This window comes from Pseudarthrobacter sp. MOO14 (genome assembly GCF_058267675.1).
In genome coordinates this window covers 3,345,533-3,371,315 of the sequence record NZ_CM177849.1, presented here as the reverse complement: position 1 = coordinate 3,371,315, position 25,783 = coordinate 3,345,533, and the positions used below count along the sequence as shown (strand labels likewise).

At 65.4% G+C, this 25,783-nt stretch carries 22 protein-coding genes; 6 read left to right on the top strand and 16 right to left on the bottom strand.

The window, feature by feature from the left end; genetic code table 11:
* Positions 1-102 precede the first annotated feature (102 nt).
* The 4 genes from AC4EEV_RS15730 to AC4EEV_RS15715 all read right to left on the bottom strand — a co-directional run bounded on the left by AC4EEV_RS15730 (position 103) and on the right by AC4EEV_RS15715 (position 4,825).
* Complete coding sequence (locus tag AC4EEV_RS15730) at positions 103-1,173, bottom strand: alkene reductase (RefSeq protein WP_109863813.1); 1,071 nt, start codon at positions 1,171-1,173, stop codon at positions 103-105.
* A 122-nt stretch (positions 1,174-1,295) separates the two neighbouring features.
* The gene (locus tag AC4EEV_RS15725; RefSeq protein ID WP_491329390.1) at positions 1,296-2,081 is read right to left on the bottom strand and encodes a hypothetical protein; all 786 of its coding nucleotides are present in this window, start codon (positions 2,079-2,081) and stop codon (positions 1,296-1,298) included.
* A 143-nt stretch (positions 2,082-2,224) separates the two neighbouring features.
* Positions 2,225-2,899 (bottom strand): DUF6318 family protein, encoded by a 675-nt coding sequence (locus AC4EEV_RS15720; protein WP_491329389.1) that lies wholly within the window; start codon positions 2,897-2,899, stop codon positions 2,225-2,227.
* 198 nt (positions 2,900-3,097) lie between these two features.
* Positions 3,098-4,825, bottom strand: coding sequence for a purine-cytosine permease family protein (locus AC4EEV_RS15715; RefSeq protein WP_491329388.1), 1,728 nt, complete (start codon positions 4,823-4,825; stop codon positions 3,098-3,100).
* Positions 4,826-5,042: 217 nt separating this feature from the next.
* Between AC4EEV_RS15715 and bioB the strand changes: the two genes are divergently transcribed.
* From bioB to AC4EEV_RS15695, 4 genes are read left to right on the top strand one after another with little or no spacing between them, the layout of a single operon-like run.
* Complete coding sequence (gene bioB / locus AC4EEV_RS15710; protein WP_285318492.1) at positions 5,043-6,062, top strand: biotin synthase BioB; 1,020 nt, start codon at positions 5,043-5,045, stop codon at positions 6,060-6,062.
* Positions 6,059-6,355, top strand: a complete 297-nt coding sequence (gene bsaP, locus AC4EEV_RS15705) for a biotin synthase auxiliary protein BsaP (protein ID WP_491329387.1) — start codon at positions 6,059-6,061, stop codon at positions 6,353-6,355. Before bioB ends, bsaP begins: the two co-directional genes overlap by 4 nt.
* 51 nt (positions 6,356-6,406) lie before the next feature.
* Entirely contained in the window at positions 6,407-6,841 is a 435-nt protein-coding gene (locus tag AC4EEV_RS15700) for a pyridoxamine 5'-phosphate oxidase family protein (RefSeq protein WP_026264709.1), read from the top strand.
* Between the two features lie 18 nt (positions 6,842-6,859).
* Positions 6,860-7,318, top strand: coding sequence for a very short patch repair endonuclease (locus AC4EEV_RS15695; RefSeq protein ID WP_018762221.1), 459 nt, complete (start codon positions 6,860-6,862; stop codon positions 7,316-7,318).
* A gap of 126 nt (positions 7,319-7,444) precedes the next feature.
* On the opposite strand, the gene AC4EEV_RS15690 is transcribed toward AC4EEV_RS15695, so the two are convergent.
* On the bottom strand, positions 7,445-8,662 hold the full coding sequence (locus AC4EEV_RS15690) for a glycosyl hydrolase (protein ID WP_491329386.1): 1,218 nt from the start codon (positions 8,660-8,662) through the stop codon (positions 7,445-7,447).
* 247 nt (positions 8,663-8,909) lie between these two features.
* Between AC4EEV_RS15690 and AC4EEV_RS15685 the strand changes: the two genes are divergently transcribed.
* Positions 8,910-9,320: an Hpt domain-containing protein gene (locus AC4EEV_RS15685; RefSeq protein WP_018762219.1), complete on the top strand. Its 411-nt coding sequence runs from the start codon at positions 8,910-8,912 to the stop codon at positions 9,318-9,320.
* Here the strand turns inward: AC4EEV_RS15685 and AC4EEV_RS15680 are convergent.
* Positions 9,293-10,057, bottom strand: coding sequence for a response regulator transcription factor (locus AC4EEV_RS15680; protein WP_026264707.1), 765 nt, complete (start codon positions 10,055-10,057; stop codon positions 9,293-9,295). The genes AC4EEV_RS15685 and AC4EEV_RS15680 overlap by 28 nt on opposite strands.
* 94 nt (positions 10,058-10,151) lie before the next feature.
* Between AC4EEV_RS15680 and AC4EEV_RS15675 the strand changes: the two genes are divergently transcribed.
* Positions 10,152-11,807, top strand: coding sequence for a sensor histidine kinase (locus tag AC4EEV_RS15675; RefSeq protein WP_133832487.1), 1,656 nt, complete (start codon positions 10,152-10,154; stop codon positions 11,805-11,807).
* A gap of 11 nt (positions 11,808-11,818) precedes the next feature.
* On the opposite strand, the gene AC4EEV_RS15670 is transcribed toward AC4EEV_RS15675, so the two are convergent.
* From AC4EEV_RS15670 to speB, 10 genes are all read right to left on the bottom strand, one after another.
* On the bottom strand, positions 11,819-13,066 hold the full coding sequence (locus AC4EEV_RS15670; protein WP_491329385.1) for a 5-methylcytosine restriction system specificity protein McrC: 1,248 nt from the start codon (positions 13,064-13,066) through the stop codon (positions 11,819-11,821).
* Positions 13,053-15,284 carry an McrB family protein gene (locus AC4EEV_RS15665; protein ID WP_491329384.1) on the bottom strand — a complete coding sequence of 744 codons (2,232 nt, stop codon included), beginning with the start codon at positions 15,282-15,284 and terminating at the stop codon, positions 13,053-13,055. Before AC4EEV_RS15665 ends, AC4EEV_RS15670 begins: the two co-directional genes overlap by 14 nt.
* A gap of 83 nt (positions 15,285-15,367) precedes the next feature.
* Positions 15,368-15,625 carry a PLDc N-terminal domain-containing protein gene (locus AC4EEV_RS15660; RefSeq protein ID WP_018762214.1) on the bottom strand — a complete coding sequence of 86 codons (258 nt, stop codon included), beginning with the start codon at positions 15,623-15,625 and terminating at the stop codon, positions 15,368-15,370.
* Between the two features lie 66 nt (positions 15,626-15,691).
* The gene (locus tag AC4EEV_RS15655; RefSeq protein WP_018762213.1) at positions 15,692-16,108 is read right to left on the bottom strand and encodes an acyl-CoA thioesterase; all 417 of its coding nucleotides are present in this window, start codon (positions 16,106-16,108) and stop codon (positions 15,692-15,694) included.
* Between the two features lie 38 nt (positions 16,109-16,146).
* On the bottom strand, positions 16,147-18,228 hold the full coding sequence (locus AC4EEV_RS15650) for an ABC transporter ATP-binding protein (RefSeq protein ID WP_133832490.1): 2,082 nt from the start codon (positions 18,226-18,228) through the stop codon (positions 16,147-16,149).
* A complete protein-coding gene (locus AC4EEV_RS15645) occupies positions 18,225-19,958 on the bottom strand; it encodes an ABC transporter ATP-binding protein (protein ID WP_018762211.1) in 1,734 nt (577 codons plus the stop codon). Before AC4EEV_RS15645 ends, AC4EEV_RS15650 begins: the two co-directional genes overlap by 4 nt.
* 189 nt (positions 19,959-20,147) lie before the next feature.
* Complete coding sequence (locus tag AC4EEV_RS15640; RefSeq protein ID WP_491329383.1) at positions 20,148-22,355, bottom strand: MDR family MFS transporter; 2,208 nt, start codon at positions 22,353-22,355, stop codon at positions 20,148-20,150.
* Positions 22,355-22,837, bottom strand: coding sequence for a MarR family winged helix-turn-helix transcriptional regulator (locus AC4EEV_RS15635; RefSeq protein ID WP_018762209.1), 483 nt, complete (start codon positions 22,835-22,837; stop codon positions 22,355-22,357). Before AC4EEV_RS15635 ends, AC4EEV_RS15640 begins: the two co-directional genes overlap by 1 nt.
* A 156-nt stretch (positions 22,838-22,993) precedes the next feature.
* Positions 22,994-24,697: a thiamine pyrophosphate-binding protein gene (locus AC4EEV_RS15630; protein WP_491329382.1), complete on the bottom strand. Its 1,704-nt coding sequence runs from the start codon at positions 24,695-24,697 to the stop codon at positions 22,994-22,996.
* Positions 24,698-24,701: 4 nt separating this feature from the next.
* Positions 24,702-25,766: an agmatinase gene (gene speB, locus AC4EEV_RS15625; RefSeq protein ID WP_491329381.1), complete on the bottom strand. Its 1,065-nt coding sequence runs from the start codon at positions 25,764-25,766 to the stop codon at positions 24,702-24,704.
* Positions 25,767-25,783: the final 17 nt, after the last annotated feature.

Sequence of the window (25,783 nt, the reverse complement as noted above, 5' to 3'; positions counted from 1 at the left end):
GCGGCACTGCTGCCCGGGACCAGCACCCCTGACAGCCAACGACGGCGGCACCCACGCTGGGTGCCGCCGTCGTCGTTTGATTTGGGTTGGCCGGGGAAATGCCTAGCCCTGGTACACCGGGTAGTCCGTGTAGCCGGTGGCGCCTTCTGCGTAGAAGGTGGACGGGTCCGGCTCGTTCAGCGGAAGGCTTTCCTTCCAGCGGCGGGCCAGGTCCGGGTTGGCGATGGCCGGGCGTCCCACCACCACGGCGTCCGCGTGGCCGTCGGCCACCAGGGTCACGGCTTCTTCTTTCGTGGTGATCACGCTGAAGCCGGTGTTGACCAGGAAGGGGCCGCCGAAGCGTTCGCGGAGGTCCTGGACCAGTTCGCCGGTGGGCTCGTGGTGCAGGATGCTCAGGTACGCCAGGTTGAGCGGCGCGATGCTGTCCACCAGGACCTCATAGGTGTCACGGACATCCGCTGCATCCGTTTCGGAGATGCCCTGGACGTTGTGCTCGGGGGAAATGCGCAGGCCCACCCGGTTGGCGCCGAGGGCTGCCACCACGGCGTTGACGGTTTCGATGACGAAGCGGGCACGGTTCTCCGGTGATCCGCCATAGCTGTCAGTGCGGACGTTGGAATTGGGGGCCAGGAATTCGTGCAGGAGGTAGCCGTTGGCCGAGTGCAGTTCCACGCCGTCGAAGCCTGCCTCGATGGCGTTCAGTGAGGCGTTGACGAATTCCTGGATGACCATGGGGAGTTCGTCGGTGGTCAGCGCGTGCGGCACAGGGTACGGCTTCTTGCCTTCGGGAGTGCGGACGACGCCGTCAATGGCCACCGCGCTGGGGGCGACGATTTCCAGGCCCCCGGTGATGTCCGAATGGGAAACCCGTCCGCCGTGCATGATCTGGGCGAACATGTGGCCGCCCTCGGCGTGGACGGCATCCGTTACCTTCTTCCAGCCGGCGACCTGTTCCTCGGTGACGATTCCGGGCTGGCCGGGGTATGCCTGGCCGGCGGGAGTGGGGTAGGTGCCCTCGCTGACGATGAGGCCCAGGGAAGCGCGCTGGCGGTAGTGTTCCGCCAGGAGCGGGCCCGGGACGCCCTTTTCGCCTGCACGGAGGCGGGTCAGGGGCGCCATCACCAGGCGGTTGGGAAGTTCGAGTTCGCCGAGGGTGAGGGGGGAAAACAGCATGCGCAGTTCCTTTCGAAGGCTGGAGACGTACTGTTCATGCCAACTGTAGGGCGCGTGCAACTATTCCTTCTGGGACCGGGATCACATTCTTGGACTTTGGGCGTTCGGATCCGGGAGCGGGCTCAGCGCGGTGTCACGGCACCTGGGCAACCTTGGCCTTGGGGGTTGGCGTTGCAGTCGTCCGCGTAGTTGCGGGTGAGCGAACGCCAGACGCTGATGCCTTCCGGCGGGGCGCTGAACTGGCCTTGGCCCGGGATGGGCAATGGTGGACCGGAATTCACCGAGTACGTGCCTTGGAAGGACGTCGTCAGCACCACCTGGAAATCCCCGGTTGCGGCGTAGGCGTGGCTGGTCCGCGTCTTTTCTCCCCACCGATCCTGCGGGAGGGGACCGCCCATAGACGGCTGGGGGCCGAACACAGTCCCGTCACCGTAGTTCCAGGTGTACTGGACGGGTGTTGCCACGACATGGACCTGCTGGCCGAACATGGTGATGTCGAACTGCTGCTCAACGGCCTCCGCGTAGAAATTGGTTTCGGCGCCACGCAGAGTATTGGGGCTGGGCTGGGCCACGACGCTGCCCGCATTCACAGGCAGGTTCTGGAATTGCCGTTGAATGTCCGCAGCGATCCGTGGCAGGAGATCCTCCGGTTTGGCATCGTAAAGGCAGGTGGGGCCTGAGTGGTGTGCCCAGACCGCACCGGGAACACCGCGTGGCCGCGAGAGCCACATGACCGGAATACCCTTGGCGCCGTCTTCCCTGTCCTTGCAGTCGAGCTGTCGGCCAAGGCAGGGCGTGTCGAAGTCTCCGCCGCCAAGGTGGCACTGCAGCTCGTATTTGTACTCGTTGGGGTCAGAAACAACGGCGCCGGGTTCAGGCGGAACCATGTGACCGGTTGCTGGATCCATAGTCCAACCGTCAATATCAATGCCTACTTCACCAAAGTCAGCTTCAAGACCATCGTCCGCAAATACGGGAGAGACCGGCGCGCAGATGGCGCAAAACAAAATTGCCAGTAAAACTACAAGACTTCGCGGCCCTGACTTGAGCATCAGCGTATCGGGTGCAGGTCGTTGACGCGCCAAGCGCCATCCACGTAATTGGCTAATAGTACGTTGCCGGTATTCGACCCATTGCTCGCGGCTCTGAATTCCTTGCCGCCAGTCTCGTAGTAGCTAATTGGAGACTGCAACACCTGCAATATGACCTGGAAGTTGCCGTCGCTAGACCTCTCAAAAGATGTAGTGATGGCCGGGGTAGTGATTTTTCCGCCAGCCAACCATCGACCGCCTTGATAGTTGGTGGTTAGAGAAGCGGTGAGTTTCGAGCAGTATTCGCAGTTTCGGTCCGTGACTGACTGCAATCCGGAAACGTCCCCGGTCTGATAGGCGGAATTCAGCAGATCGAACCAGTACTTAGCAAACGCCTCGAGCCCTTCCTTCGTCTCCGTCTTTGCCACATCAGGAAGCATGGGGACGGGGACGTTCTGGGCGGGGCCGGATGCGTCGGCCGGCTTGTAGACGGCGCTGGGCGTCGGGGTTGGAGTGGCCGCGGCGCTTGGCGTGGCGCTCTCCGATGCAGCCGGCGAGGTTGTGCCTGGATCTGCGGGTGATGAGCCCGCGCAGCCGGCCAGCAGGAGCGAGCCCGCAATCACAAGGGCCCCCGCGGTGGACCGCTGCGGACGGGACCAAAAAATGCGCGACGTAAAAGGCTTCTGTAGTGTCATGGGCCGCTATTCCCCCAGTAGTTTCAAGACGGCTTGCTCCGAACAGTGACTTAAGGGTAGCCCAGGTCACAATGTGGCGCTAAGACTTATCCACAGGCCAACGTCCTCGGTTCTACCACCAGCCCGCAGCGCGGAAAAGTCATAAAGGAAGCCGGCGCCATACGGCACCGGCTTCCTTCCTAAGAAAAGAATGAACTGCTATTTCGCGGCCGGCAGCACCAGTTCGCCTGTCTTGTCGGTGGACAAGGCGAGCGACGAAACGTACTGCGGTCCGCCGTCGGGGGCGTCTTGCGCTGAGCGCACCATGTCCGGCCGTTCGAATTCCATCCCGGTCACGTGGCAGAGGAGCTTGGCGTCGCTGGGGTTGCCGTCGGCGTCGAACATGGGGAGCTCAATGCCGTCATCCGTGCGCCGCAGGTAGTACCTCCCCCGGGTGAGCACCGCGAGGACCGGAGGAAGGACCAGCGCCAGGCCCACGGCGAAGATCGGCGAGTACGGCTGGATGGCGGCCCCGAACGCCCCGAAGAAGACAGCGATCGAAACACCGGCTGACACCAGCATGGACACGAATCCCACCGGGTTCACGGCGTACAGCATGCCGCGGCGGAACTCCGGCACCTTGGGCGAGATCTTGAGCAGGTACTTGTTGATAGCGATATCGGACGCCACCGTGACCACCCAGGCCATGGCGCAGTTGGCGTAGAACCCGAGGATGGTGTTGAGGAAATCGAACATGTTCGCTTCCATCAGGACAAGGGCGATCAGCAGGTTCACCACCACGAACACCATCCGGCCCGGGTAGGTCTTGGTGATCCGGGTGAAAGAGTTGGTCCACGCCAGCGAGCCTGAATAGGCGTTCGTCACGTTGATCTTGATCTGGGAGATGACCACCAGCACCACCGCCAGGGTCATGGCCAGCCAGGCCGGCATCATTTCCTGGTAGACGCCCAGGAACTGGTGAACCGGCTCGTTGGCCGTTGCCGAAGCGGCGGGGTCGAGCGTGGCGATCAGGTAGATGGCAATGAACAGCCCCACGATTTGCTTGATGGCACCGAAGATCACCCAGCCCGGACCGGCCAGGATGACAGCCCGCCACCAGGCTCCCCTGTTGGCATCGGTACGCGGCGGCATGAACCGGAGGTAGTCGATCTGCTCAGCGATCTGCGCCATCAGCGACAGGCACACCCCGGCGGCAAGCATGACGGATGCCAGGTTGGGGCCGCCGTCCCCGGACGCGCCGGTGTACGCAAAGAAGCTGTCGATGCTCGCGGGGTGGGAGAAGAGCAGGTAACCCACCGGCACCACCATCAGGAGCAGCCAGAGCGGAGTGGTCCACACCTGCAGCTTGGCAAGGGTGTTCATCCCGTAAATGACCAGCGGAATGATGATGATGGTGGACGCGGCGTAGCCCATCCACTGCGGAATTCCGAGCCCCAACTCCAGGCCTTGGGCCATGATGGAGCCTTCCAGCGCGAAGAAAATGAAGGTGAACGTCGCGAAGATGACGTTGGTGACCACGGACCCGTAGTAGCCGAAACCGGAGCCACGGGTGATCAGGTCCAGGTCGATGTTGTAGCGGGCAGCGTAGTAGGCCAGCGGGAATCCGGTGGCGAAGATGACGACGGCGGCCACCACAATCCCCAGGATCGCGTTGACCGTTCCGTAGGAAATGCCGATGTTGGCGCCGATCGAGAAGTCTGCAAGATACGCGATGCCGCCCAGCGCGCTGGTGGCCACCACCCCGGCGCTCCACTTGCGATAGGAACGCGGCGCGAACCGGAGCGTGTAGTCTTCCAGGCTTTCCTTGGTGGCGTTGAGGGCGGCGGTGTTGCCCGCCGTCGTGGTCGCCGGAGGATGTCCGACGACGGCGGCCCCGGCGGGTGCCGCGGGTTCCAGCAACTGCTGGGTATCCAGGTCCTGGCTCATATGCCTGTCTCTTTCGATGGGAGGGGAACGTCTCGAAGCGACGCTATCCAGCCGAAACGACAGGGCGGTCACGGAACTGTTTCGGCAGCGTTAAGTATTGACTGCAGGTGTCAACAAAGTCCGCGATCCCGCCTTGTATGCGGTCCACAAAAACAGCAGGCGCGCACCGAACTAGCGTCGGAAAGGAAAGGACATGAAGGCGAGCCAAAGGACAGCAATGACGAATTCCCCTCCCTTGCAGGACCACTCCATCCTGGAAACGGCCAGGCGGCAGGTCCTTGAACAGGGCGCCGGCCTGGCCCGGGAACAGCTGCTGGACGTCCTCCGCCTTCCTGACGAGGCACTCCCGGCGCTCCTGGAACTGGCCCACCACGTCCGGTTAAGGCATTGCGGCGAAGACGTGGAAGTGGAAGGCATCATCTCCATCAAGACCGGAGGCTGCCCCGAGGACTGCCATTTCTGCAGCCAATCCGGGCTGTTCGATTCCCCGGTCCGCGGCGTATGGCTGGACATACCGGAACTGGTCAAGGCCGCCAAGGAAACCGCAGCCACCGGCGCTACGGAATTCTGCATCGTGGCTGCTGTCCGCGGCCCCGACATCAAACTCATGAACCAAGTCAAGTTCGCCATCGACCGCATTAGGCAGGAAGTGGACATCAATATCGCCTGCTCCCTGGGCATGCTGACCCGCCGGCAGGTGGAGCAGCTGGCCGGCTGGGGCGTCCACCGCTACAACCACAACCTGGAAACCGCCCGCAGCTTTTTCCCGCAAGTGGTCACCACCCACACCTACGAGGAACGGCTGGAAACCTGCGCCATGGTCAAGGATGCCGGCATGGAGCTGTGCTGCGGGGCATTGATCGGGATGGGTGAAACCCTGGAGCAAAGGGCCGAACTCGCCGCGCAACTGGCGGCCCTTGGACCACACGAGGTTCCGCTCAACTTCCTCAACCCCAGGCCGGGCACGCCGCTCCAGGACCAGCCGCTCATGGACGGCAAAGACGCCCTGCGGGCAATCGCGGCTTTCCGGCTGGCCATGCCCGGTACCGTGCTGCGCTACGCCGGCGGCCGCGAACTGACCCTCGGCGACCTCGGTACCCGGCAAGGCCTCCTTGGCGGCATTAACGCCGTGATTGTCGGCAACTACCTGACCACCCTGGGCCGCCCGGCCACCGCCGACCTGAACCTCCTGGTGGACCTGAACATGCCCATCAAGGAATTGCAGAAAACCCTGTGAGCACCCCGGACCTGATCCCTTCAGCTGGGACGCCCTACTGCGAACTCTGCGGACTTCCACTGCAGCCCCGTTCCCTGCACGGGAACGCGCCCGCGGAGGAGAACGCGCCGCCCAAGCAGGAGGAGGACGACGGCGGCGACGCACCGCCGTCGTACCACCACACCAGGTGCGCGGACCTTCTCCAGCTGGAGCCGCCGCGCTTCTGCGCGTCGTGCGGCCGCCGGCTCCGGGTCCAGGTTTCCCCGCTGGGCTGGTGGGCCAGTTGCTCCCGGCACGGATTGCATGCTTCGTAAAGGGGACTCCGGACTCTGGTGCGTTTCCAGCCGGACGAGAACAATGGCGGCATGATGTTTGAACATGCGGACGGCAATCCCGTCCTGGAACTCGACGATGAGCAGTCCTGGCGGCTTCTGGCGGCCACGCAACATGGCCGGCTGGTGGTTTCCGTTGCGGGCGAACCCGATATTTTTCCGGTGAATTACGTGACGTCGAACCGGAAGGTCTATCTCCGGACGGCACCAGGGAACAAACTGGCGCAGCTGACCATCAACGCCCGGGTCCTTTTTGAGACCGATGGCATCCTGTCCGCTGAGGCGTGGTCCGTTGTGCTGCGGGGCACGGCGCGCGTGCTGAGCAACTCGGACGAGCTGGCCGCCATTGAAGAGCTCGGCCTGAAAACCTGGGTTCCCACGCTCAAAGACTTCTACGTGGAGATCACCCCCTCCTCCGTGAGCGGCAGGCACTTCGTTTTTGGCGAACAGCCGGAGCGCGAGATCTAGCACTCCTAGACTGGAAAGATGCCAGGCACCTCCAGCGCGGCCGAACCCACCGCGGACAAGCTCTCCCCGGAGAGGCGAAGCTGGAACATGTCCAGGATCCGCGGCAAGGACACCAAACCGGAGTTGCTGGTGCGCCGGCTCCTGCACGCCAAGGGCTACAGGTACCGCCTGCACGGCACCTCCGCCGGCACCAAGCTCCCGGGCAATCCGGACCTGGTTTTCGCCGGGCGCCACAAAGTGATCTTTGTCCATGGCTGCTTCTGGCATTTCCATACCTGCCGGGTGGGTCAACACGCACCCAAGGCCAATGCGGACTTCTGGAAGGCAAAACGCACCCGCACCCGTGAACGCGACGCCGATCAACTGCGCCAACTGGAAAGCGCCGGCTGGAAGGTGCTGACCGTCTGGGAGTGCGAAATGAAGGACCGTTCAGCCCTCGAAACCCACCTGCTCGAGTTCCTCGATGGCCGCCCCTGACACCGCAATCTTGAGGCAATCTTTGGTTGTTTCCGCCGCCGTCCTTGATCCGGGCAGGACAAGATCATTGGGTTGCCGGGATACGGCAGCCCGCCACCCGTCGTTCCGGAGCAGCGCCCCTATCCCCTAGCTCCTCCGGGCCAACAAGGCTGACTTGAACGCGGTGGCCGACGACGCGCTGCTGTTGATGCGCCAGTCGGTTTCCTTTTGCATGTGGAACCAGACGAAGCCCATGACGTCTGGCTGCGCGGCCAGGTAGGACACCAGGTCCGTGTTCCACGTCGGCTTGGAACCGCCCAGCTCGCTGGAGGCGGTCTCGGCAATCAGGACCGGTTTCCCCGGGGCAAGGGAACGGAGCTGGGTGATGCCCGGGGCAAAGAGGTCCACGGGTGAAACCCAGCTGCTCCAGGTTTGCGACGTGCCCCAGTTGTAGCCGTCCAGGGCCACGACGTCGACGTATCCCCCGCCCGGGTATAAACCTGCCAGGTCCGTGGACCCCCAGTAGGGCACGTTGGGCGACCACACCCACTGGACGTTGGCGGCACCCGTGGCGGCGACGACGTCGTGCACATGCCGCCAGGCGGCCACGTAGTCGCCTGGCTGGTTGCCGTTGACGCCCTCCGCCCACGGGTACCAGTTGCCGTTCATTTCATGGGCGAAACGCAACATCACCGGCTTGCCCCAGGCAGCGATTGACTGGCCCCACTGGGTGATGGTCGCGTCGAAATCGCCGGCGGCCACCCGGTCCAAAGCGTAGGCAGGCTGGTTCACCCCACCACCCCACGCCCACGGTTCCCAGGTGACCAACGGGGTGGCACCCCGGGAGCGGGCGGCGTCCATCTCAGCCACCGGAGGCGCTTGGAGGAAATCCTTGTAGATCATCAGGATGGACGGACTTTCCCCGGCAAGGGTGGCTACCTCGTCCAACTCACTGCCGGCCAACGGCCCCCCGGCGTTGGCCACCCCGAAGCGAAGGGCCGCGCTGCTGACGGTGGGAGGGGCCGGCGCCGGTTGCACTACGAACGGGGCGGATGCCTTGATGGACGAGGTCTTGGCGGCAATGGTGATGCTTCCGGTGGACGCGGCAGGAATGGTGATGCCGGTACTGAACGCCCCGGTGGAGCTGGTCTGGAACGCGAAAGTCGCCGAACCCACAATCACCGTCCCGGTAGTGGAGGCCTTGAACCCGGTTCCGGCGACGGTCACGGCGGAGCCGGCCGGACCGGACGCCGGGTTGAGGGTGATTTGAGGCGAGGTGGCCGCGCTGGCTGGTTGGACCGCGGCCACCACCAATCCGGAGGCCACCAACAAAGCCAGGACAAAAATCTTCAGCGAACGAAACACGGCAATCTATCCCCAGATTTGAAGGCGGCCAGGCCGCTTGTGTGGTAGCGCGAAAAGCACTGGCTTGATGATAGGGCCAAAAACCGCAATCTCATCAAGAAACCCGCAATTAATTTCCCAACCCCGGATGCCGCCCGGGAACAGTCCTAACCTGAACAAACACCGGTTCCCACGCCTAACCGCGTGGTTCCAGAGTCCGCAATTTCACGTGGTTCCAGAGTCCGCAGTGTCAGCCGAAAGGAGTGTCATGAGCACCTCAGATGATGCACCCAGACCGCTGGTGGACCCATCGGTCCTGGACCGTTTGCGGGAAGAGCTTGAGGAGGAAGAGGGCTACGGCCGGGTCTTCGTGGCCAACTTCATCGACTACCTCCCGGAGCGGCTGGAAAAGCTGAGGCTCGCCCTCACCACGGGTGACCTGGAAGGTTCAATGGACGCGGTCCTCAGCCTGAAGACGGCAAGCCAAATGGTCGGTGCTGAACGGCTGGCGGGCATGGCCCAGGACCTGGAAGCCGAAATCAGGGCCGAGGCCCGCCACGCTGACATGTCGGTGGCGTTGCCGAGGCTGGCGGCGACGTTCCTGCGGCCCATCACCCAGTGCAGCCGGCAGACCATCCACCGGTTACAGGCTCAGTGTTGTCCCGGCGCCAACCGGTAACCGACCCCGCGGACTGTCTGCAGCCACCGCGGCTGCTGCGGCGAGTCGCCCAGCTTCTTGCGAAGGTTTCCCATGTGGACTTCGACGGAACGTTCGTCAGCCTCGCTGATGTAGCTGCCGACGTCGTAATCCTCGTCCCGGAGCCGGCGCACCAGGTCCGACTTGGTCCGGACCGTGCGGCCCGCCTCGAGGAGCGCGTACAGCAGCTCGAATTCGGTGCGGGTCAGGTTCATTTCCGTGCCGTCGACGGTTACGGTACGGGACGCGTAGCTCAACTCAAGGCCGTTGTGGCTGAAGTTTCCACGCTCCGGGTGGGCGGCGCCGTCCGACGACGGGTCCACCGCGACGTCGCCGGAGTCCGGAACGGACCGTGGGCGCCGCATCATGGCCGCGACCCGGGCACGGAGCTCCCGGGGCCGGAACGGTTTGGTGAGGTAGTCGTCCGCACCCGATTCGAGCCCGATCAACGTATCCAGCTCTTCGGTACGCGCCGTCAACATCACAATATAGGCGTCCGAAAACTCCCGGATCTGCCGGGAAACTTCAAAGCCGTCAATGTCCGGCAGTCCCAAATCCAGCGTAATAACGTCAGGATTCAGGCTCTTGGCCATCAAAACGCCCTCAGCGCCGCCACTGGCGACGGTAACGTCAAATCCAGCCTGGGTCAGCACAGTGCGAACCAGTTCCCGAATGTCGTGGTCATCTTCGATGACCAGACCCACACGTGCCTCACTCATAGAGCCCCCTCAGTGCCAACGTCAGAAGTATAGCTGGCTGCGGATATCCTGCTGGTATGGTCTCGAACACTCCGACTTCCGCGTCTACCGAACGATGAGCGCCCCGACGGCCTGGTCATCCGGTCGGCTGCGGTTTTTCAAGCGGCCCTTCCATGAATACCGGCTGACGGACCGGGTGGCATTGAGCCAGATGCCGTTGTTCGTCACCACTCTCCTCACGGCATTCCTGGTGTGGGCGTTCTTCCCGGACACCATGGGCAATCCCCTGTTCGTCACTTTTCTCATCTCCCAGCTGGTGCTCATGGCGCTTTGCTACGCCGTCCCGTGGGACCGGCTGCCGTACACCAGTTTCCTGGCCATCCCGGTGCTGGACTTCATCTCTATTGGTGCAGGCCGCGAGGGCGGCCAGGAAAGCCTTACCGGAATCAGCCTGCTGGCCGTGTTTCCCGTCATCTGGCTCTGCGCCTCCGGGTACTACCCCAAGGCGGCACTGTGGTTCTCCTTCTTGGGTCCACTGGCCATCATCTGGGTGCCGCTGCTCCTGAAAGGCAACTACACCCCGCAGGACTTCGCCCGGTCCCTCCTGCTGCCCGTCATGATGCTGGGGATTGGAGTGTCCGTGAGCGTCCTGACGCTGAGCATGATGCGCCAGCAGAACCAGCTGGAGGACAAGGACGAGCAACTGCGGGCCAGCCTGCGCACCAGCAAGCGGCAGGAGTCGCTGCTGAACACCGTCCTGGATACCGTGCACCTTGGTGTCCTGGCGGTGGACGCCGACGGCCACGACGTGCTGATGAACCGGAAGCAACGGGCCAACCACGAGCTGGCACGGCCAAAGGATATTGCGGACCCCAACGAGTCCCAGCTCCTGGTTTTCGGCCCGGACCGGAAGACCCTGGTCCCCGTGGCGGAACGTCCGGTCCGCCGCGCCGTCCTGGGGGAAACCTTCACCGACTACCTGGTGTGGCTGGGTGAAGGAAGCCAACAACGGGCCCTGGTGACCACAGCCCGGCCCATGAAGGATTCGGACGGCCGCTTCGCCGGTTCCGTGATCGTCTTCAGCGACGTCACGGACCTGGTGAACGCCCTCGCCGCCAAGGACGACTTCGTCTCCAGCGTCTCGCACGAGTTCCGCACCCCGCTGACGTCCATCCTGGGCTACGTCGAGATCCTGCTCGCCGACGAACCGGACCAGTCGCAGCGGGAGATGCTGGAGATCATCCACCGCAATTCCGAGCGGCTCCTGACCCTGGTCTCGGACCTGTTGTCCAGCCGGAACGGCCAGTTGATCGTCACACCCCACACCGTTGACGTGGCCGAACTGGTGCAAAGCAGTGTGTCCTCGGCGATGCCGCGGGCTGCCGCGGCCGGGGTGGAACTGCGCGCCGAAACTCCGCCGCAGCTCGAGGCCCACGTGGACAGCGCCCGGATCTCGCAGGTGCTGGACAACCTGGTGTCCAACGCCATCAAGTATTCCCCCGACGGCGGCCAGGTGGTGGTCTCGCTGGCGCAGGAGGACGGACACCTGGCCTGCAGGGTATCGGACACGGGCATGGGCATGAGCCCGGAAGACGCGTCGGAGGTTTTCGCCAAGTTCTTCCGCACCAGCAACGTCCGGCGCACCGCGATCCCCGGTGTGGGACTGGGCCTGCCCATCAGCAAGGCGATCGTCGAGGCCCACGGCGGGACCATCGACGTCGACAGCACGCTCGGGAAGGGGACGACGTTTACGTTCCGGGTGCCGGTCTGACTTCGACCGGCTCAACCACCGGTGGTTGAGCTTGCCGAAACGCGGGCGACTTCGCCCCAGGACTGCCGGGCAAGGTCCCGGATGGAGTCCAGGATGTCCGACGGCGGCTGGCTGAGGTCCAGCGGGAACTCCACAATGTCGATGTCCGTGTTCAGGATCCGGCGGAGTTTCATTTCGCCCTTCCCGGCGTAGACGAGCCAGGCGGTAGGCACCGCAAGGGCGGTGCAGTGCGCCAGCATCTGGTAGTGGTCAGCGGTCAGGGAAGCACCGGCGTCGGAGGCTGCCCGGTATTTGGCGTTGTAGGCCACCACCGGGCGCCCACCCAGCAGGTGCACGGCGTCCGGACGGACGGACAAACGGTCGGAATCGCGCACGGCCTCGCTGAGCAGGGCGTTGTAGCGAAGCCGCAGCTCCCCCGGGTAGGCGGCCATCGCGCTGCGCAACGCGGTGCCCACAAAATCCTCGAACACCTGCGCCATGTCCACCACGAATGAGGCCGTCTGCTGCTTGCCCTCGCCTGATTCCGCGGAGGCGTTGCGCAGGATCAGCTCGGCCAGGCGCAGGACGGCGTGGTAGCGCAGGTTCATCTTGGTTGGCTTCCACGGCGGAACCGGCGCCCCGGACGGAAGGCGGGTGACGGCGTCGAGCTTTCCCTTCAGCTGCCGCAGCCGGCCCAGCACCTCCGGCCGCACGCCGGGCACCTGCCCCATTCGTTCCAGGGCCGCCCGCAGGATCCGGTTTTCCGCGATGTCCTCGGTGAACTCGTCGTAGGAGACCTCCAAGGGAACCAGCATTCCCGGCCGGCGTGAGATCTGGTCCGAAATCCGGATCCGCCCCTTGACGGTCCGCAAGGATTCGTCCACCGTGAGGTAGCCCTGCAGGACGCCGCGGCCCAAGGCGCGTTCGGCCAATTGGGCCAGGGATTCCGCCAGCGCACTCCACAGGTCGCGTTCTTCGTCGGCGGCCACGGCGTCCGGGCGAAAGCCCTGTTCCCCCGCGTAGCTGAGCAGGAACAGGAGCCTGCCCAGACCCAGCCGGTCCTTGGGCCGGACGTCGAGCTGCACCGTTGGGGTCCGCACGGAGCCCACCTTGCCCACCGGCTCGATCCGGTACAACCCCATGCCCATAGGCGAGGCCCTGGCCAGGCCGCTGGCGTTCAGGAAGGAGGCGCTTGGTGCGTCCAGCCGTTCCACCATGCCGCCGGACAGCTCGTCCAGGACCAGGTGCCGGACGGACGCCCGGGGGTCAGCGCGCTGCAAGGCGTCCCAGCAGCTGGTCCAGCCCGAAACGTTCCTCCAGCTGGGCCCTGGTCAGCTGGCCATGGTAGTGCTCCTCCAGCAGCGGCATGAGCTCGTATTTCCAGATCCGGCGCAGCCCGGCCGGGGTCTGGGCTGCCGGTTTCATGAAGTAGGACGGCCCGATCATCAGGTCCCGGTCCCATTCGTCGATGGCACCGTTGAGCGCATCCAGCAACAGAGCCGGGGTGGTGTCCAGCTGCCGGGCCGCCAGGAACCGGAGCAGGGACCCCTTCACCGGCTCCGTCTGCGGGTGCAGCTCAATGAAGGAGAAACGGCGCCGGATGGCGGCGTCCATCATGGCGATGGACCGGTCCGCGGTGTTCATGGTGCCGATGATGTAGAGGTTGTCCGGCAGCGTGAAGGGTTCGTTGGGGCTGTACTGCAGGTAGATCCGGTCATCGCGGTATTCCAGCAGGAAGTACAGCTCGCCGAACACCTTGGCCAGGTTGGCGCGGTTCATCTCGTCAATGATGAGGAAGTACGGCTTCTTCTCGTTCCCGGGTTTCGCGGCTTCTTCCGCCAGCCGGCGCAGGGGGCCGGCCACCAGTTTGAAGGAGACCTGTCCGTCGTCGGTCTTGTCCGGCCGGTATCCCTCGAAGAAATCCTCGTAGGCGTAGGACGGGTGGAACTGGACCAGTTTGACGCGTTCGTCCGTGGTGTCATCCGCCAGCTCCGCCGCGAGGTGCTTGGCCAGGTAGGTCTTGCCGGTGCCGGGCGGACCGTAGAGGACCACCTGGCGGTTTTCCTCGAGCAGCTCGGCGATCTCCTGGAGCGGTTCCAGCTCCATGTGCAGGGACGCGGCGAACTCGGGCGTCAGTGCGCGGAAGCCCTCATGGACGGGGGGTACGACGGCGGCGCCTTCGGTTTCGGCGTCTGGCTCGGTCTCCGCTTCTGCGGGCAGGAGCGCCTGCAGCGCCTGCACCACCCTGGTGGCGTCCACGACGATGCCGGGCGTGCTGAGCTGGCGCTGGACGTGGCGGGGCAGGCTGGTGGTGGCGTGGCCGACGTCGAACCAGCGCACCTTGCGCCGCAGCCGGCGGTTGTCGTCGTTGTACTCCGGCTCCCCCAGCACGCCACCCAGCCGCACCGTACCGGCGTGCTGGTAGAGCACCAGGTCCCCGGGCTTCATGACGGTGAGGAACGCCAGGGCAGCGGTTTTGGTGTCCTCACGCTCCACGTAGCCAAGGTGCTTGTAGTCCTCGTCCACGGCGTGTTGGACCACGCCTGCACTGACCCCCGGCTCCAGGGGGCGGAGATGTTCGACGTCCAGGGTCACTTTCTCCTCCGCGTGCCAGGCTGTGAGGAGCTCGGGGTGGTCGCCGTGGGTCCGGAGCAGCCAGGCCCGCCGTCCGGGGTCCCCGACTTTGCGCCACTGGCTGACCAGTTGCCGGGAGTACCAGTCGATGCGCTGGCCCGCCTGCTCGTCCAGGTGCAGGCGGATTCGGTGGATGTCCGCGGTGATGTCCTCTTCGCTGTCGCCGTTGGCCCCGCCCACGAGCGAGGCGAACGCGTCACGGATTTCCTGCCGCTCCACATCCGCCACCACGGGCTCGAAGTAGCTGGGCCACGCCAGGAATTCGATGCTGCGGCGGATGGCAGGCTGGTCATCCGGCGTGGAGGCCGCAAGGCGGTGGAACAGCAGGGGATCCTTGATGGCGGCCTGCACCACGGCGGCCGGCCGCTGTGCGACGTTCCGGACGAACCGGCAAAGCCACTTGAGGTGGTCCCAGATGGTCCAGTTGAATTCAGCCGTCCGGTCGCGGATCACGCCGTGGTCCGTCATGCCCGCGTAAAGCTCTTCGGGAAGCTCAAGCGGCGGCTCCAGCCAGCCGCCGGCCTCGGCGACGCGGGCGCGCTTGACCTTGAGGGATTTCACTTCGTGGGCCAGCGGCAGGGACTGCAGGAAGAGCAGCTCCACCGCCAGTTGCTTGGCTCCACGGGTGGCGCCGCCCAGGTTCTCGCGGAGGTTGGTCATCATCGGCGCCTTGGCGTCCGGAATACCCCGCTCCAGGCGGTCCAGAAGCTCTGAAGCCGCCGCGACCGACCACGTCCGGGTTCGCCCGTCCAGCGGCGACGCCTTTCCCTGCAGGCCCGGGCCCAGGACAAACCACGCTGCGTCTTCGATCTCCCTGGAGATGCCGAGGGCGCGGGTCATGGCAGCAATGGCGGTGGGGGTCATGCCCTCAAATTTACAGGGTCAAGCTGGGCGGCGGCTCCACGCCGGTTCGCTGCCGCCGCGGCCTGCCGTCCCCGCCTGCCGGTTTAGGCGCCGCCGGCAGACCGCTTCCGGCCAAAGACGAAGTACCCCATGGGTCCGATGAAGTTGACGAACGAAGCCGCCCGCCAGGCAGCCTTCGGCCCGTTGATGAGCTCCGCAGGCCGGCGGGAGATGTCCCGCTGGGCGGCAATGAGCAGGGACACCTGCACAATCGCCGTCAGGATGGTGCCCGCCTTGCCGGAAGGGGACATCTCCTTCCATGTCTTCTTCTTCCGCGCGGCACGGTTCTTAGTCCTGGCCATCAGGGTTTCCTTTCGCTGTCCGTCGTAGGTCCAGTCCAGTAGGTCCGGCCGGACTTGTACAGGGGCTTAGTGCCTGTACGGGGCCATCCGGTCCTTTTGTTCCTGGGTGAGCCTCAGTACCCTGCCCGTGGCTTCGTCCACGAACGCCAGGTGGCTGCTGGCCTTCACACAGTCCTCCCTGCTGACGGGGTCCTGGAGGACGTAGTGGATGTCGAAACTGGCCCCCTTGACGGCGCCGATCCATACCTGGACCACGGCCGGGACGTTGCGGTACTCGAGTGTCCGTACGTACCGGATCTTATGGTCAACCACCAGGGCCAAGGTTCCGGGCGGAAGGTCATTGAAGAGGGACACGTGCGGCTCGATGCCCGGCAGGCCGGCGCCCCGGGGCGGCCCGAAGGCTGCGATCCTCGCCTCCTCCAGCATGCGTACGATCTGGACGTTGTTGATGTGGCCATAGGCGTCCATGTCGCCCCACCGCATGGGCACCAGGACTTCGATCCGGCCGCCCCCGTGCGCGCTCAGCTGTGCACCGCCGTCGAATCATCCACCGGCATCTCGCCCGCATCCGCGCCGGCAAACTGGGACATGTACAGGCGGTGGTAGGCGCCCCCGGCCGCGAGCAGCACCTGGTGGTTGCCTTGTTCGACGATTCGTCCGTTCTCCATGACCAGGATGGTGTCCGCGTCACGGATGGTGGAGAGGCGGTGCGCGATCACGAAACTGGTTCGATCGCTGCGCAGTGCCGCCATGGCCTTCTGCACCAGCAGTTCCGTGCGGGTGTCCACGGAGCTGGTGGCTTCATCCAGGATCAGCAGCGAGGGGTTGGCCACGAAGGCGCGGGCGATGGTGATCAGCTGCTTCTCGCCGGCGCTGACGTTGTTTCCTTCTTCATCAATCACGGTGTCGTAGCCCTCGGGGAGCGCGCGGACGAAGCGGTCCACGAAGGTCGCCTTCGCCGCTGCCATGACCTGTTCCTCGGAGGCTTCGAGGTTGCCGTACCGGATGTTGTCGTAAATGGACCCGCCGAACAACCAGGCGTCCTGGAGCACCATGCCCACCTTGGAGCGCAGCTCCGCCCGGCTGAGGTGGGTCACGTCCACGCCGTCGAGCATGATGGAGCCGGAGTTGAGCTCGTAGAACCGCATGACCAGGTTCACCAAGGTGGTCTTGCCTGCCCCGGTGGGCCCGACGATCGCGACGGTGTTTCCAGGCTCGGCCGTAAAGGACAGGTCCTCGATGAGCGGCTTGTCAGGGGTGTAGCTGAAGGTGACGTTCTTGAAGTCCACATGGCCGTCGGTCTTGGCGGGCAGGTGCTCGGTAGCGGTTTCCGCTTCCTCTTCGTCGGCGTCCAGGAATTCAAAGACGCGCTCGGAGGACGCCACGCCCGACTGCAGCATGTTGGCCATGCCGGCCATCTGCCCCAGCGGCTGGGTGAACTCGCGGGAGTACTGGATGAACGCCGTCGCATCGCCCAGGGACATGGCGCCGGAGGCCACCCGCAGGCCGCCCACCACGGCGATGCCCACGTAGCTGAGGTAGGACACGAACTGCATGACGGGGAAGATGATCCCGGAAACGAACTGCGCTCCGAAACTTGCCTTGTAGAGTGCTTCGTTGCGTTCCTCGAACCGCTCCAGCATGTCCGCATCCCGGCCGAACACGCGGACGAGGTCGTGCCCGGAGAACGACTCCTCGATTTGGCCGTTAAGGGTTCCGGTGTTCTTCCACTGGGCCGCAAAGAGCTTCTGGCTTCGAACCCCGATCATGCCCGCGGCCACGCCGGAGAGCGGGAGGGCGATCAGGGCGATCAGGGCGAGCTGCCAGGACACGATGAACATCATGATCACGATGCCCACCACGGTCAGCACGGAGTTGACCAACTGGGCAAAGGCCTGTTGGAGTGCCTGCTGGATGTTGTCGACGTCGTTGGTCACCCGGGACAGCACGTCGCCGCGCTGCCGGGTGTCGAAGTAGTTCAGCGGAAGGCGGTTGAGCTTGCTCTCGGTGTCGTCGCGCAGCCGCCGGATGACCTTCATGACAATGCGGTTAAGCACGTACCCCTGCAGCCACATAAAGATGTTTGCAACGAAGTACATCAGCAGGACCACGGCGATCAGCGTGGTGAGCTTGTCGAAGTTGATGCCGGTCCCGGGTACCAGTTCCATCCGCGACACCATGTCCGCGAAGTTGTCCTGGCCCTGCTGGCGAAGGCCGGCGACGAACTGCTCCTTGCTCGCCCCGGCGGGCAGCTGCTTGCCGACGACCCCGGCGAAGATGACGTCCATGGCCTGGCCGAGGATCTTGGGGGCAATGACATTGAGGACCACGGAAACCACCACCAGGCCCACCACGGCGTAGATGCCAACGGCTTCGGGCCTCAGCAGGCCCATGAGGCGTTTGGCCGATGGCCAGAAGTGTTCGGCCTTCTTGGCGGGCATGGCACCGAACATGCCGCCGTCCGCTTCGGTGGGCGTGAACTCCTCCTCGACGAAGTCCTCGTCGCCGGGCTGCCCGGGCGGGACCTCTCCGGCGCCTGCCGCCGGCTGGGCGGGCAGCGGGGTTTCTTCCATGGGGCTGGAGTCCTTCTTGCGGGCGCTCATGCCATTTCCTCCACGCTCAGCTGGGATTCGACGATTTCCTGGTATGTAGGCGACGTTTCCAGCAGTTCCTCATGGGTGCCGCGGTCCACGATCCTGCCGTTGTCCAGCACCAGGATCTGGTCGGCGTCGGTAATGGTGGAGATCCGCTGGGCCACGATGATGACGGTGGCGTCCGAGGTTGTGCCTTTGAGGGCGGCCCGGAGCCGGGCGTCCGTGGCCACGTCCAGGGCCGAGAAGGAGTCGTCGAAGAGGTAGACCCGGGGCTTCGTCACCAGCGCACGGGCAATGCAGAGGCGCTGCCGCTGGCCGCCGGATACGTTGGTTCCACCTTGTGCGATCCGTGATTCCAACCCGTTCTTCTTCTCCCGGACGAAGGACTCGCCCTGGGCTACCCGGAGCGCCTCCCACAGTTCCTGGTCCGTGGCTTCGGTCTTGCCGAAGCGGAGGTTGTGCTCGATGGTCCCTGAAAACAGGTAGGGACGCTGCGGCACCAGGGCCACCCGTTTGGTGATCTCGGCACGGTCCATGCGGTCCACCGGAACGCCGTCCAGCAGTACCTGGCCCTCCACGGGGTCGTACAGCCTGGGGAGGAGGGACAGGAGTGACGTCTTGCCCGCACCCGTGGACCCGATGATGGCAATGGTCTGTCCGGGCCGGGCCGTGAAGCTGATGTTGCTGAGCACCGGAGACTCAGCTCCCGGGTAGGCGAAGGTGACGTTGCGGTACTCCACCACGCCGGCCAGCGAGGCCGGGGCCTGCGGGTCCTGGGGATCGTGGATGGAGGGTTCCACGCCGAGCACCTCGCCGATGCGGTCGGCGCAGACGGAGGCGCGCGGGATCATCATTGCCATGAAGGTGCCCATCATGACGGCCATCAGGATCTGGAGCAGGTACTGCAGGAACGCCGTCAGCGATCCCACCTGCATGGCCCCGGCGTCCACCCGCTGGCCGCCGAACCAGAGCACCGCGGCGGTGGACAGGTGCAGGATCATGCTGATGGCCGGGAACATCAGGACAAACAGTGCCCCAATCCGGAGCGAGACGTCCGTAAGTTCCCTGTTGGCACCGCCGAAACGTTCGGTTTCGAACGGTTCACGCACGAAGGCCCGGACCACCCGGATGCCAATGATCTGCTCCCGCAGCACGGCGTTGATCCGGTCGATCTTCCGCTGCATGGTGCGGAACAACGGCATGAGCCGGACCACCAGGTACCCCACCACGACTGCCAGCAGCGGAACCGATACCCAGACGAGCCACGACAGGTTGAGGTCCTCGCGCAGCGCCATGATGATGCCGCCGACGCACATGATGGGGGTGGCAACCATGAAGTTCAACCCCATCAGCAGGAGCATCTGCACCTGCTGGACATCGTTGGTGCCTCGGGTGATCAAGGTGGGGGCTCCGAACCCGTTGACGTCCTTGGCAGAGAAGCTCGTGACCTTACGGAACACCGCGCGCCGCAGGTCCCGGCCCACCGCCATGGCCGTGCGGGAGCCGAAATACACGCCGGCAATGGCCGCACCCACCTGGGCGAAGGCCACCAGGAGCATCATGGCACCGGTACGCCAAATGAAATCGGTGTCCCCGCGCGCCACCCCTTCATCGATGATCTGCGCGTTCAGGCTGGGAAGGTAGAGCGCGGCGATGGTGGATGCAAGCTGGAAAACGACGACAGCAAGGATGTACGGCGCGTACGGTTTGGAGTAGCGCCGAATGAGGGTCAGGAGCATGGTTTCACTCTAGCGATCCCCACAGACATTGACGCCGGGCATCAATGCTTTTTCTGCCCCAAAGTGGTCCATGACCAGATGGAAATGCGCAGCCCGCGCCCGGAGGGTGCTCCGGGCGCGGGCTGCGGCATTGGGTCCGCGGCACTAGGTCGGCGGGAAGGGGGCCGTGGCTGGTCCGCCGGCGGCGGGCTAGCTTCCCTGCACGGACTCCGGCCGGTCGGCGCCAGACTGCGAGGGGGCGGCGGCACTGTGCTTGCCGTGGCCTGCCAGGTACAGCGCGGCCGCAGCCTGCAGCTTGCGCTCCTTCAGGAGCTTGCGCTGGACCCTGCTGAGCTCAGCGGCCGTGGTCGCCTGCTTGGCTGCAACCTCCCGCTGCGAACGCAGCTGCTCCTGGACATCCAGGACCAGGCCGCCCAGTTCCACCTGCTGGCGGGCCAGGAGCTGTTGGGTGTCCTGCAGTTTCCGGAGCGTGTCAGCGGCGCTGGCCACGGCGTCCGCGGCCTTGTCGACGCTGTCGGCGGACCGCAGGTCCAGCCCGTCGGAGCGGAAACTCCTGGCGAAGACTTCCTCGAAGTCCTCCGTGGCAACCCTTCCGGACGCTGTCGCCGCGGCGGCAGCACCGCCGTCGTACGTCTTGGCAGGGGCAACTGCGGCACCGGCATGCGTCGAAGTCCGTGCCGCGGTTCCCAGTCCGCCGGGGACGGGCCCGTTCCCGGCGGCAGCAACCACCGGCAGCTGGCCGGTCATGGCGGTCATTCCCGCTTCACCGGCGGCATTGGCCTGCAAGGTCGCCTCCGGGGTCATGTCCACGGTCCTTCGCAGCGGCTTTTCCTTGATGAAGATGACGGCGATGAGGGCCACCACGCTGACAATGGCAGTGATCATGAAGATGCCTGCCGTGGCGTCGCCGTAGGCCGCGCGCATGATGTCCGCAATCGGCGCGGGCAGGTCCTTGAGGTCCAGCGTGGCACCGCTGCTGCCGCCGGCTTGGACGCCGATTTTTGCGAGCCCGTCGGTGGCCAGGTCCTTGACGTGGTTGGCCATGACGGCGCCCAGGACGGACACGCCGATGGCGCCGCCCACCGAGCGGAAGAACGCGACGGAGGCACTGGCGGAACCGATGTCCTTGGCCTGGACGGTGTTCTGCACGGCGAGGACGAGGTTCTGCATCAGCATGCCCAGTCCGAGGCCGAAGATGCCGGTGTAGAGGCCGGTCAGCCAGAGTTCGGTGGTGTGGTCCATGGTCCCGGCCAGGGCCAGGCCGCCGATCAACATGATGGTGCCGCCGATCAGGAAGCGCTTCCACTTGCCGTAGCGGCTGATCAGCTGGCCGGACACGACGGAACCGACCAGGTTGCCGGCGATCATGGGCAGGGTCAGCAGGCCGGCCTCGGTGGGCGTGGCGCCGCGGGCCACCTGGTAGTACTGGCCCAGGAAGGTGGAGGAACCGAACATGGCCACGCCAACGGCCACGGACGCAACGATGGCCAGGGCGGTGGTGCGCTCGGAGATGATCTTGAGCGGGATGATCGGCTGGGACACCTTGGATTCCACCAGGACCAGCAGTGCCAGCAGGAGGACACCGCCGCCCACCATTACCGCGGTCTGCCAGGACCACCAGTCGTAGTAGTCGGGGTTGCCGGCGAAGGAAACCCAGACCAGCAGCAGGCTGACGCCGGACGTGAGCAGGATGGCGCCGAGCCAGTCGATCTTGGCGGGGCGCTTAACGTGCGGAACCTTGAGCGTGATCTGGAGCAAAATCAGGGCGACGACGGCGAGCGGCACGCAGACAAAGAAGGTCCAGCGCCAGCCCAGCGGGCTGTCCACGATGAAGCCGCCGAGCAGCGGGCCACCGGCCGTGCCGACAGCCATGACGGCGCCCATGTAGCCGGAGTACTTGCCGCGCTCGCGCGGCGGGATGATGGAGCCGATGATGGCCTGCGCCAGGGCGGTCAGCCCGCCCATGGCGATGCCTTGGATCACGCGGGCGGTGAGCAGGAACGGAATGTTTTCGGAGAAACCTGCCATGACCGAGCCGGCAACGAAGATCACGATGCTCAGCTGGACCAGGACCTTTTTGTCGAAGAGGTCGGCGAGCTTGCCCCAGATGGGGGTGGTGGCAGCGTTGGCCAGCAGGGCGGCCGTGATGACCCAGGCGAAGTCGGTCTGGGTGCCCTTGAGCTCGGACATGATGGTGGGCAGCGCGTTCGCCACGATGGTGCTGCTGAGGATGGCGGTGAAGAAGGCGGCAAGGAGGCCGGTCAGGGCTTCCATGATCTGCCGGTGGTTCATGGGTGCGCCGGGTTCGTGGCGCTTGGATTGCCGCGATTCCTGTTTAGCGGAGCGCTGGCGCTGGCGCTCCTGCTCCTGGTCCGCGGCGGCGGTGACGTTGGCCATTAGTTGACTCCTGCGTGTTCGTTGGTGGTTCCGGCCGCCCTTGCCCGGATGGAATTCTTCAGGGATGCGGTGAGCTTGTTCAGCATCGCGGCGGTTGCAACGGCGTCGTCCTCGTTCCAGTCGGCGAGGTAGCCCTGCAGGGTTTCTGCCCGGTGGCGCACCAGCTCTGCGAGCTTTTCCTTTCCCTTGGGTGAGAGGGCCAGCAGCTGGGCCCTCCCGTCGTCGGGGTCCGGAGTGCGAAGCACCAGGCCGGCGTCCGCCAGTTCCGCGACGTGCCGGCTGAGGACCGGAGCGCTGACCCCCAGCCGTTCGGCGAGGTGCGCGGCACGGGTTTCCCCTTCGCCAATGAACTTGAGCACGCCTTGGAGTGCGATGCCCGTATCTTGACCTTTGACGTTGACCATGGTGACGCAGCGCAGCGCGCGCTGGAGGTCATAGATATGGCTGACGAGGTCGGCTGCGGTGGCCGGTGCGACAGACATGATCCTCCCTAAAGAATTAGTTGCTGCAAGCAACTGTACCAGTAAAAGGTTGCTTAGGGAAACGAAGTTATTGTCGTGGACGTCTCTTAAATGGCAACGCTCCCCCACGCAGCCGTTGCCGGCGCGTAAGGGAGCGTATGCGCGGAAGCCTTGGGTTCAGCGGTCCAGATGGGTGGGCGCGAACATCTTCAGGAGCGTTTCAACCACGACGACGTTGGGGCCGTCTGCGGCGAACGCTGCCTTGAGTGCGTTCCCCACATCCTCCGGGGCCACCCGGGTTGCCGGCACGCCGAAGGACTCCGCCAGCTTTACGAAGTCGGGGCGGGCCAGTTCGGTGGCCGTGGCCTTGCCGAAGGCACCCACCATGTACTCGCGCAGGATGCCGTAGCCGCCGTCGTCCACGATCAGCCAGGTGACCGGCACGTTGTGCTGCTTGGCAGTGGCCAGCTCGGCAATGGAATACATCGCCGAACCGTCCCCGGACACTGCCAGCACCCGGGCGGCGTTGGCGCCCTTGCCGGTGGTTTCCAGTCCCACCGCACCGCCGATCGCCGCCGGGAAGCCGAAACCGAGCCCGCCGGCGCCCTGGGCCGAGTGGAACTGGCCCTGGCGGGCGTCCCAACAGGACCAGCCCCAATAGGCGCTGATGGTCATGTCCCAGAACGTCTGCATGTCCGCCGGCACTGCCTCACGGATGTCCGCCATGAACTTCAGTTCCTTGCCGAGGTCCTGGGACTCGAGCCGGGCCTTGACCTTGGCGAGCGTGTCCCTGACCAGGTCCTCGGGCGAGGTGCCGTGCCAGTCCGCCTGTTCCCCGTGCGGCTCCGTCAGGGCGCCGTCGAGCGCCGCCAGCGCCTGGCCGGCGTCGGCACGGATGCCCAGGCCCGGCCGGTTCGACTCCAGGACCCGGGGTTCGGCGTCGATCTGGATGATCCGGCCGCGCGGCTCGAACGTGAAGTAGTTGGACGTGACCTCGCCGAGTGAGGAGCCGATGACCACCAGCACGTCGGCGTCCTCGAGCAGCTCCGTCATGAACTGGTCCTCGATCCAGGACTGGAGTGAGAGTTCATGGTTCCAGGGGAACGCGCCGCTGCCGCCGGGCGTGCAGATCACCGGGGCGCGGAGCTTCTCGGCTAGGGACAGCAGGGACTTTTCCGCGCGGCCGCGCCGGGTGCCGCCGCCGGCAATGATCGCCGGGCGCTTCGCCTCCGAAAGCCAGGACACGGCCTCGCGGACCAGTTCAACGCGCGGCGGGTTGTCCGCGGCCTCGGCGAGCGCATCCTCCACCGGCGGCACCATGATGGGATCCAGCAGGACGTTCTGCGGGATTTCGAGCCACACCGGGCCCTGCGGCGAGGAGATCGCCTCGGTCCAGGCGTCCTGGATGGCCGAGGGGATGCCGGACGCGTGCTGGATCAGCCGCTGGCTCTTGGTGACGTTGGCGGCCGAGGCCTTCTGGTCATCGAGCTGGTGCAGCATGCCCTTCCGGCGGGCACCGAGGCCTTCGAGCGGAATTTGGCTTGCCACCACCACCATCGGCACGCCGGTGGCATAGGCCTCCTGCAGCCCGGCCAGGGACGTCAGCGCGCCGGGGCCGGTGGAGAGGAAGAGAACGCCGACCTCTCCCGTGGCTCGGGAGTAGCCGTCGGCGGCGAAGGCCGAGTTGTTCTCCACCCGCGAGGAGACGAACTGCAGGTTGCCGCGGCCCATCGCATCAAAGAGTCCCAAGGCGTGCTGGCCGGGGATGCCGAACACCGTCTTGGCGCCCAGGGCTTCAAGCGTTTCGACGACGAGATCCCCGCCATTGCGCGCGCCTCCCCCGGGGGCGCCGGCAGGAGTGGGGTGTACAGGTTCGGTCATGGATCTACTCCTTGGCGGCGGCAGCGAAACCGGCGGGCCGGTGGGCCTCCCGGCCCAGCGCCTGGGCCTCGTAGCCGTTTGCCGCACCGAAGCGGTCCCCGGGAACGGCGTTGTCCGCCATCAGGGTCACCAGCTCGTACGCGACGTGGCTGGCCGCGACGCCGGTAATCTCGGCGTGGTCGTAGGCCGGGGACACTTCGACGACGTCGGCGCCCACCAGGTTCATGCCGCGGAAGCCGCGGATGATTTCCAGGAGTTCGCGGCTGGTGATGCCGCCGGCTTCCGGCGTGCCGGTTCCAGGCGCATGCGCGGGGTCCAGGACGTCAATGTCCACGGAGATGTAGAGCGGGCGGCTGCCGATCCGGTCGCGGACCTTGGCCACCGTCTCCAGGACGCCCTCGTAGTAGACGTCGGCGGAGGTGACGATGCCGAACCCGAAGCGGTGGTCGTCGTCGAGGTCCTTCTTGCCGTAAAGCGGGCCGCGGGTGCCGATGTGGCTGATCGCCTCGGTATCCAGGATGCCCTCCTCAACGGCGCGGCGGAACGGGGTGCCGTGGGTGTATTCGGCGCCGAAGTAGGTGTCCCAGGTGTCCAGGTGGGCGTCGAAGTGCAGCATGGCGATGGGGCCGCCGGCACGCTCGGCAGCCGCCCGAAGCAATGGCAACGCGATGGTGTGGTCCCCGCCCAGGGTCAGCAGCTTGCTGCCGGCCGCGGTCAGGTCCAGTGCGTTCTGCTGGATGGTCTCGATGGCCTCGTTGATGTTGAACGGGTTGACCGCCATATCCCCGGCGTCGGCCACCTGGATGTTCTCGAACGGGCTGACGTCCCAGGCCGGGTTGTAGGGGCGCAGCAACCTGCTGGCCTCGCGGACGTGGTTGGCGCCGAAGCGGGCGCCGGGCCGGTAGGAAACTCCGGAATCGAAGGGGACACCCACCACCGTGACGTCAGCCTTGGCCACCTGGTCCAGGCGGGGCAGCCGGGCATAGGTGGCGGCACCTGCGTAGCGCGGAATCCGGGATGAATCGATGGGGCCAAGGTTGCCGTTGGCTTCGATGCGCAGTTCTTCCAATGGAGGCCTCTCCTTCG